Genomic DNA, 7,534 nt, shown 5'->3' on the forward strand with positions numbered 1-7,534 from the left:
GACCGCCTGGATCGGGCAGCGGCTCAGCCGCCAGCAGATGGGAGAACTCCGCGAGTTCATCGATGACGCCCTTCACAATTGCGCTCTCCGCGCCGAATCATCCTCTTCTCTGCCCTGACACGCGACCTCGTGCGCATGCTCCGCCCCCTCCGGCTCCGTCTTTTGATCGTCTGTTTCGGTGTCCTTGCCCTGGCGCTTCTCGGGTGCCGGGCCGAAGCTGACGAAGGGTCAACGGCCCCGTCCGTCAACGACACAACAACCGCCGACACATCCGGCATCTATCGCTATACGACGCCGAGTCGCGACGGGATCGGCAAAGTGTACATGGGCCGGGAGATCTCGAAGATCATGGGCCATCGGGGCGCCGGTTGGCTTGAGCGCGACAGCCGTGAAACCGACGAACGACCCGGTCAGGTGGTCGACAGCCTGCAGCTTGCCCCGAGCGACGTCGTGGCCGACATCGGGGCCGGGACCGGCTACTTTACCTTTCGCATCGCGCCGCGGGTTCCGAACGGACGCGTATTCGCCGTGGACATCCAACCCGAGATGCTCGACATCATGCGCCGGCGGATCGACAGGCAACAGATCGACAACGTGACCCTTGTTCGCGGCACGGAAAAGGACCCTTCCCTCCCGCCCGATACGATCGATGTCGCGGTCATGGTCGACGCCTACCACGAGTTTGCGTATCCGCGCGAGATGATGACGTCGCTTCGGGAGAGCCTCCGGCCCGGCGGGCGCGTCGTGCTGGTCGAGTACCGGAAAGAAGATCCGTCCGTCCCCATCAAGCCGCTTCACAAAATGAGCGAGGCGCAGGTCCGCAAGGAAATGAGTGCCGTCGGATTGGACTGGGTGAAAACGCTCGACATGCTTCCGCGGCAGCACTTCATCGTGGTGAAAAAGCCGGATGCGTAGTGCGCAGTCATCAACCGGTTTCTGTTTGATTCCCATTCCACACGCCCCGATAGATCCCGATGCATCCATATCCTCTGGTGGTGGCCGTGCTCACCGCGCTTCTGATGTTCGCTGCAAGCCCCTCGTCCGTCATGGCGCAGGATGCGCCGGCGTACGATTCGACGCGGGCCGCGGAACTGGGCGCAGACGATTACGGCATGCACCGCTACGTGATCGCGATTCTCCGGACGGGACCGAATCGAGGTCACTCGAAGGAAGAGGCCGCGGAAATCCAGCGCGCCCATCTACAGAACATTCGCCGGATGGCCGAGGAAGGCACACTCGTTCTGGCCGGTCCGTTTATGGACGACGGAGCGATGCGGGGCATCTACATCTTCGACGTTGATAGCGTCGACGAGGCTCGAGCGCTAACAGAGACGGACCCGGCCGTTCAATCCGGGCGTCTCACCATGGATCTCCATCCGTGGTACGGGTCCGCTGCGTTGAAGGAGGTGAATGAACGCCACGCTACGATTCAAAAGGTCCAGTTTTAGTCCGGACCGGATGGTTGCCCGGGCGCGGCAGGTGATTTCCCGCTCGAACCGGCGTGTGCGCGTCTACCGGGCGCGGTTGGCCGCCGGCAGTCCGAGTTGGTCGACGATGTCGGCGATGCCGTGGGTAAACTTGGTTGCCCCGCCCTGGGACGGATGCCGCACGTATGTCACGTCGACGCCGATCTCCTTGACGGCGCGTTCGGCCTTCCGTCCGATCCCGACGATGCGCTCGGGTTGGAGAAGGTCGAGGAGATTGCTCGTGAGGCGCTCCCAGGTTCGGACCTCGGTTCGCCGCGGATTGCGGATCGACAACGGTTCGCCTGGATCGTGCGGGTGTAGCGGGACGCTATTCCACACGAAGAAGTGGGGGAAGACGGGCTGCAGGACGCGCCAGAAAATCCCGGCGCTGTACTCGGTGTGCGGCTCCTTTTCCCGGCTCGTAGGTGCGCCATCGATCGGAAAGTCCGGGTCGACAAGCTGCGCCTCGGCGGTGATGGGCACGCCGGAGAAGCGGCACCCCCATGGCCCAGGCGCCTCGGCGAGGAGGAAGAGGGGCGGCGCCTTATCGTAGGCAGCGAGGTAGGCGCGCAGGTTCTCCTGTCGGATGGAGGCAGCGTCGTTGACGTCGAGGTGATTCACCCGGTCTCTGTAGAGGTTGAAAAGGCTCTCCGACGAGGCGACGTCGAACAGGTTTTGCTGAAACAGGTCGTAGACGGGCTGCAGGTGCATGCGGACAGGTCGAGAAACGTGCAGTCGAGGCGGAAATGTGCCGGTCGGGTGTCGTCAGCCGGCGAGTTCGGGGGATAATTTGCTGCCGCAAAATTTGCAGAAGTCCGCGTTCTCATCGTGTCCGGGCGAGCCGCAGTCGGGGCAGCGGCGGGGGCGGTGGTCGCGACGGCGCGTAAGTTCGGCCGTCACGATCCCGGTCGGGACGGCGATGATGGCGTATCCGATGATCATCACGACGGCGGAGAGAAAGCGGCCGGGCGTGGTCTGTGGCGAGATGTCGCCGTAGCCGACGGTGGTGAGTGTGACGACGGCCCAGTACATGCTGGTTGGAATCGACGTGAAGCCGTTCTTCGGGCCCTCGATCAGGTACATGAGTGACCCGAGGATGACGATGAGCGTCACCACGGCCAGGAGAAAGACGGAGATCTTTCGACGGCTGGCGCGCATGGCCCGGGCGAGCGTATCGGCTTCGGCGAGGTATTCGGCCAGCTTCAGAACCCGGAAGACGCGGAGCGTTCGGATCAGGCGCACGACCAGGAAATACTGTGCGCCGGGGAAGAACAGGCTGACGTACGTCGGCAGAATCGCCAGCAGGTCGATGACGCCGTAGAAGCTCGTGGCGTAGCGTCGCCAGTCCCGGGCACAGTAGAGGCGCAGGCCGTACTCGATCGAAAAGAGGATGGTGAATCCCCACTCCAGGGCATAGAGTTCGGCCGCGTAGCCGACCCGCACGGCCTCCATCGTCTCCAGCATGACCGCTACGACACTGGCTATGATCGCGCCGATCAGCACGACGTCGAACAGCTTCCCGGCCGGGGTGTCCGACTTGAAGATGATGATGTAGAGCCGATCGCGAAGCGAGGAGCGCACGAGTGCGTCGAGTCAGAGAAAGGAGGCGAAACCGGTCGGTTTACGCGCCGGCACCGAAGGCGAAGTCCGCGTAGGCACGTTCGGCCGTACCGAACCACCGGTAGCTGTCTGCGCGGGCGGCCTTGTACGATTCGTAGATTGTACGGTATTGCTCGTTCTGGGCGGCCTCGTCCTCGAGGAGCTGGCGCGTCACCTCCTGAGCGCGTGACATTACCTCATCCGGGAAGCGGCGCAGCTCCGTCCCCTGGTCCAGCAGTCGCTGCAGCGCCGCCGGGTTCTTGTGGTCGTATGCGGCCAGCATGTTGACGTTGGCTTCCGACGCGGCGACCTCGATGGCGTGTTGGTAGGTGGAGGGCAGGTCGTCGTAGGACTCGCGGTTGACGTAGAACGTAAGCGCGGGTCCCGGCTCCCACCAGCCCGGATAGTAGTAGTACGGTGCAACCTCGTGGAAGCCCAGCTTTTCATCGTCATAGGGGCCGACCCATTCGGCGGCGTCGATGGCGCCGCGTTCCAGAGCGGGATAGATTTCCCCGCTCGGATACACCTGCGTGTTCACGCCCATCTCGTTCATCACCTGTCCGCCGAGGCCGGGGATCCGCATCTTGAGCCCATTCAGGTCCGACAGTGCGTCGACGGCCACGCGGAACCAGCCGCCCATTTGCATTCCCGTGTTGCCGCCCGGAAAGTTGATGACGTTGAAGTCCGAAAACAGGTCGCGCATCAGGTCCATCCCGCCGCCGTGATAGAGCCAGGCGTTGTACTGCCGGGCGGTGAGGCCGAAGGGGACCGTAGCGTCGAACGCGAGGGCCGGGTTTTTCCCGATGAAGTAGTAGCTTGCCGCGTGGCCCATCTGTACCGTCCCCGTCTGCACGTTGCTGAGCACTTCGAGCGAGGGGATGAGTTCGCCGCCGGGGTAGCATCGGATGTCGAACTTGCCCTCGGTCAGCTCGCCGACGCGTTCGGCCAGAAATTCAGCGGCGCCGTAAATCGTGTCGAGCGAGCGGCTGAAACTGGAGGCGAGGCGCCAGCGCACGGACGGGCCGGTGATCACGTTCGGTCCTCCGGCCGCGTCCTCGGACGGGGAGGCCGCTTCGTCCCCGGCGTTGTCGCCGCAGGCGGTGAGAGCACCGGCGCCGAGCGCACCAAGGATAGCGGTTCGAGTGAAGTCGCGGCGGTCCATACCGGATTACGATCGGTTCAAAAGGATGCGAGAGCGCAGATGCAGACGCTCTAGAGTATAGGGGAGGCGGCGCGGTGATCGCAACTGCACTACGAGTCGTGGATGCATCCCCCGAAAACGGGGGACATGGTCTGACTCTTGCAGGAATCGCGTATTGACATTAAGTTGATGGCGATACGTTCGTGTTACACGAACAGAAATCCCGGGTATCGGCGTTGCACACAATTGCGATTGTGTCCGAGATGCAGTTATCTCTACATCAAATGGCCGAACAAATCCTGCGCGCAGTTCTTCGAGGCTCGCGTTCACACGCTCGATGCGCGGGACAGGCCCGTCGACTCTCTCATCCGTGATCGGGGCAGAACCCTTCGTACTTCTATGAGTGGACTCGTATCGTCACGGTCGGCTCCTCCCGCCGGTGAGGCGGGACGCCTCCTGAAAGTCGCGCGCATGCTCAGCGACTTTCCGGATCTGGACAAGCGACAGAAGCAGATCTACAGCCTGTGGATCATGGGCTATCTGCGGTATGTGGATGCGAACGACCTCGGGGAGCCGGAGCCGCCGCACATCAACCGGTTTCTGGATCGGCTATCGGAGAAAAAAGGGATTGACGACCGTATGCGGCAGCAGGCCGCCGAGGCGCTGGTCTTTTTTCACGAGTGCGTCTTAAAGCAGAGTGTAAGTGAGGTGCACGGGCGCCTCTCAATGCTGAGCCGCGAGGAGCGCCAGCGGATCCTGAGCCAGCTCTCGGGACCGGAGAAACTGCTCGCACGAATCGTCTTCCACACGGAGCTCGATCTCACCGAAGCCTTGCGTCTACGCGTCGGTGATGTTGACCTTAACCGGGGACAAATTACCGTCTCTGATGCGCAGGGGTGTAGCGACCGGTTCGTGACGCTGTCGAGCGAACTAACCGTTGCCCTGGAGCGCCACCTCAAGCGCGTCCATGAAATGCACCAGCGGGACCTGGAAGAGGGGCACGGTAGCGTGGACCTTCCGTCGTCCATCCGGGATCAGTTCCCGGGCGCCGGGTCCGCGTGGATGTGGCAGTACGTCTTTCCCGCCCCTCGCCGCACGGTCGACCTCCACTCGGGCCGGGAGCGACGCTACCCGATGCAGCCGAACAACCTCATGGAGGCGATCGAGATGCTTACGGAGCCGCGCACGCGGCACTTCATTTCTGCGGTATCGCGCGGGGCCGCCCCGTCGGATACCTCGAAGAAAAAGAAGCAGAAGGCGTCGAAGAAGCAGAAGGCGCAGAGCGTGAAGGAGAAGCAGGCGGAGGAGAAAGAGATGAAACCCGCCGGGCCGGACGCCGACCCCGAACCGACGCCCGAGGCGGCCTCTACACCGAGCCCGCCCACCTCGAGCCAGCCCGATTCGGATCCCGTCCCGAGTCCTGAGCCCACGGACCGGGCACCCGGAAAGGAAAATGGCCCCGTCGCGGACGACGAGGCCGATGAGGGACACAGCGAGTGGACGTCGGTATTTGCGTCGTAAGACCTACCATGCAGGTGCGTGGCCGCCCAAACGCATCCTTCTGCTGGCTGACGGAGGCGCCCGGGTCGTCCGACCGCTTTATCCGCGCGGCCGAAGCGGACGCATGACCACCTCGGAAATCAGATAGTTGTCCGGTCCCTCCACGACGTGGAGGACAGTCGAAGACACATCTTCCGGCTTCATCGGATGGTCCGTCATGTCCGCACCCGCGACGTCGAAGAAGTCTGTTTCGATTGAGCCCGGGTAAACGCACGTGACCTTGATCCCGTCGTCCCGCAACTCCTTCATCATCGACTTACTGAAGCCCCGCACCCCGAACTTGCTGGCGTTGTAGGCGCCGATGTTTGGGTTGCCGAGCAGTCCGGCGATCGACGCGATGTTTACGATGTGGCCGCCGAACCCGCTTTCCTCGTTTTGCTTTTTCATCGTCGGCACAGCCGCGCGGGTGCACAGGAAAACGCCGCGAACGTTGGTCTCCATCAGCGTGTCCCAGTCATCCGTCGAGTAGTCGTCGATGGATCCGAAGATGCCGAGTCCGGCATTATTGATGAGCACGTCGATCTGGCCTGCTGCATCAAGCACCGCATCGAAGGCGGTCGACACGGATTCTTCCGCTCGGACGTCGCACGTCACCGGGTGGAAAGCGTCTCCGAGATTGTCCCGAATCTCCTCCAGGACATTCATCCGGCGCGCCAGTCCGAATACGGTGGCGCCACGTTCGATGAGGTCCCGGCTGAATTGCCGGCCGATGCCGCTGCTTGCGCCGGTGACGACGGCTACGCGATCATGAAGGTCCATAGACAGGTTGGATGTTGGTAGGGAAGGGAGAAGAGAGAGGTATCTGATTCGTCCAACCGGAACCGTGGAGCCAGGATCGCCTCGTGACCGGAGAATCATGTAACGGCGGTTCCATCCGACCTGTGGGCCAGCCGTCCGGCCCGGGCCGGTGGTGCCGGAACCGGATCATCTGACGGCACTCCCCGCGTAGACATGGATGTCATTGTAGTTAGCGGCCGACCTGGCTCTCTCCTTTAAGAACGACCGTTTATGCCCACCGATGCAACGCCGGACTCCGCGTCCGACCGTTCCGCCGACATGCCGGACACCTCATTGCCGTTTGACGGTCGCGACCGGAATGACGTGGACCCGGGGCGCGCCATGCAGCAACTGCTGGACGCTGGCGGTCGGCCTCCGCATCGTGAAAACCCGTTTCACGTCGCGGATCGCGTTCTCTCTCCGTCCCGAATTATCGAGCTGCTCGCTCCGTTCATGACGAAGCGTCGACTCCGGCGCATCCGTGACGTTGTGCAGCGGCGGACTCGGACCGTTTTACCGGTGGTCGAGGGGCTGGTCAATACCGGGAACGTGAGCGCGGTGATGCGAAGCGCGGAGGCGCTCGGCTATCAGGATGTGCACGTCGTGAAAGGAGCCAACGAGAAACGCTACAAGCACTCCAAGCGGACGACGCAGGGCGCGCAGCACTGGCTCGATGTGTGGCAGTGGCCGGATGCCGAGGCCTTTGTCGGCGCCATGCACGAAAGCGGCTATCGCGTGATCGTGACCGCGCTCCGCGAGGATGCACGCTCGATCCGGGACGTCGACTTCACCGAACCCACCGCTCTCGTGGTCGGGAACGAGCTCGAGGGGGTGAGCGACGCCATGCTCGAACGGGCGGATGAGGCGGTCGTGATACCGCTCGACGGTTTCACGGAGAGCTTCAATGTGTCGGTTGCGGCGTCCATCGGGTTGTACCATGCCCGCGAGGACCGGATTCGGCGGCAGAGCCGGCACGCCGACCTGACGGACG

Annotated in this window: 8 protein-coding genes; 4 read left to right on the forward strand and 4 right to left on the reverse strand. The window is 63.0% G+C overall.

Going from position 1 to position 7,534, the window contains the following annotated elements:
- Nucleotides 1–135 precede the first annotated feature (135 nt).
- Both ACFCU0_RS16010 and ACFCU0_RS16015 read left to right on the forward strand, forming a co-directional pair.
- Nucleotides 136–915: a class I SAM-dependent methyltransferase gene (locus tag ACFCU0_RS16010; RefSeq protein WP_434974688.1), complete on the forward strand. Its 780-nt coding sequence runs from the start codon at nt 136–138 to the stop codon at nt 913–915.
- A gap of 59 nt (nt 916–974) precedes the next feature.
- On the forward strand, nt 975–1,448 hold the full coding sequence (locus ACFCU0_RS16015; protein WP_434974689.1) for a YciI family protein: 474 nt from the start codon (nt 975–977) through the stop codon (nt 1,446–1,448).
- A 63-nt stretch (nt 1,449–1,511) separates the two neighbouring features.
- Here ACFCU0_RS16015 and ACFCU0_RS16020 read toward each other — a convergent pair whose 3' ends face one another.
- The 3 genes from ACFCU0_RS16020 to ACFCU0_RS16030 are packed head-to-tail and all read right to left on the reverse strand — an operon-like array spanning nt 1,512 to nt 4,227.
- Nucleotides 1,512–2,177 carry a uracil-DNA glycosylase gene (locus ACFCU0_RS16020; protein ID WP_434974690.1) on the reverse strand — a complete coding sequence of 222 codons (666 nt, stop codon included), beginning with the start codon at nt 2,175–2,177 and terminating at the stop codon, nt 1,512–1,514.
- 54 nt (nt 2,178–2,231) lie between these two features.
- A complete protein-coding gene (locus ACFCU0_RS16025) occupies nt 2,232–3,047 on the reverse strand; it encodes an ion transporter (protein ID WP_434974691.1) in 816 nt (271 codons plus the stop codon).
- Between the two features lie 40 nt (nt 3,048–3,087).
- Nucleotides 3,088–4,227 carry a TRAP transporter substrate-binding protein gene (locus ACFCU0_RS16030; RefSeq protein WP_434974692.1) on the reverse strand — a complete coding sequence of 380 codons (1,140 nt, stop codon included), beginning with the start codon at nt 4,225–4,227 and terminating at the stop codon, nt 3,088–3,090.
- Between the two features lie 378 nt (nt 4,228–4,605).
- Between ACFCU0_RS16030 and ACFCU0_RS16035 the strand changes: the two genes are divergently transcribed.
- Nucleotides 4,606–5,727: a hypothetical protein gene (locus ACFCU0_RS16035; RefSeq protein ID WP_434974693.1), complete on the forward strand. Its 1,122-nt coding sequence runs from the start codon at nt 4,606–4,608 to the stop codon at nt 5,725–5,727.
- A gap of 78 nt (nt 5,728–5,805) precedes the next feature.
- Here ACFCU0_RS16035 and ACFCU0_RS16040 read toward each other — a convergent pair whose 3' ends face one another.
- Nucleotides 5,806–6,525, reverse strand: a complete 720-nt coding sequence (locus ACFCU0_RS16040; protein WP_434974694.1) for an SDR family oxidoreductase — start codon at nt 6,523–6,525, stop codon at nt 5,806–5,808.
- A 249-nt stretch (nt 6,526–6,774) separates the two neighbouring features.
- On the opposite strand from ACFCU0_RS16040, the gene ACFCU0_RS16045 reads away from it, so the two are divergent.
- Nucleotides 6,775–7,534: TrmH family RNA methyltransferase (locus tag ACFCU0_RS16045; protein ID WP_434974695.1), on the forward strand; the 760-nt coding region annotated here is incomplete at its 3' end.

This window comes from Longibacter sp. (genome assembly GCF_051155795.1).
Classification (GTDB): Bacteria; Bacteroidota; Rhodothermia; order Rhodothermales; family Salinibacteraceae; genus Longibacter.

What these genes read in the sequence shown, in the direction of transcription:
- ACFCU0_RS16010 (WP_434974688.1), top strand. Translation starts at nt 136, where the DNA reads ATGCTCCGCCCCCTCCGGCTCCGTCTTTTGATCGTCTGTTTCGGTGTC.
- ACFCU0_RS16015 (WP_434974689.1), top strand. Translation starts at nt 975, where the DNA reads ATGCATCCATATCCTCTGGTGGTGGCCGTGCTCACCGCGCTTCTGATG.
- ACFCU0_RS16020 (WP_434974690.1), bottom strand. Translation starts at nt 2,177, where the DNA reads ATGCACCTGCAGCCCGTCTACGACCTGTTTCAGCAAAACCTGTTCGAC.
- ACFCU0_RS16030 (WP_434974692.1), bottom strand. Translation starts at nt 4,227, where the DNA reads ATGGACCGCCGCGACTTCACTCGAACCGCTATCCTTGGTGCGCTCGGC.
- ACFCU0_RS16035 (WP_434974693.1), top strand. Translation starts at nt 4,606, where the DNA reads ATGAGTGGACTCGTATCGTCACGGTCGGCTCCTCCCGCCGGTGAGGCG.
- ACFCU0_RS16040 (WP_434974694.1), bottom strand. Translation starts at nt 6,525, where the DNA reads ATGGACCTTCATGATCGCGTAGCCGTCGTCACCGGCGCAAGCAGCGGC.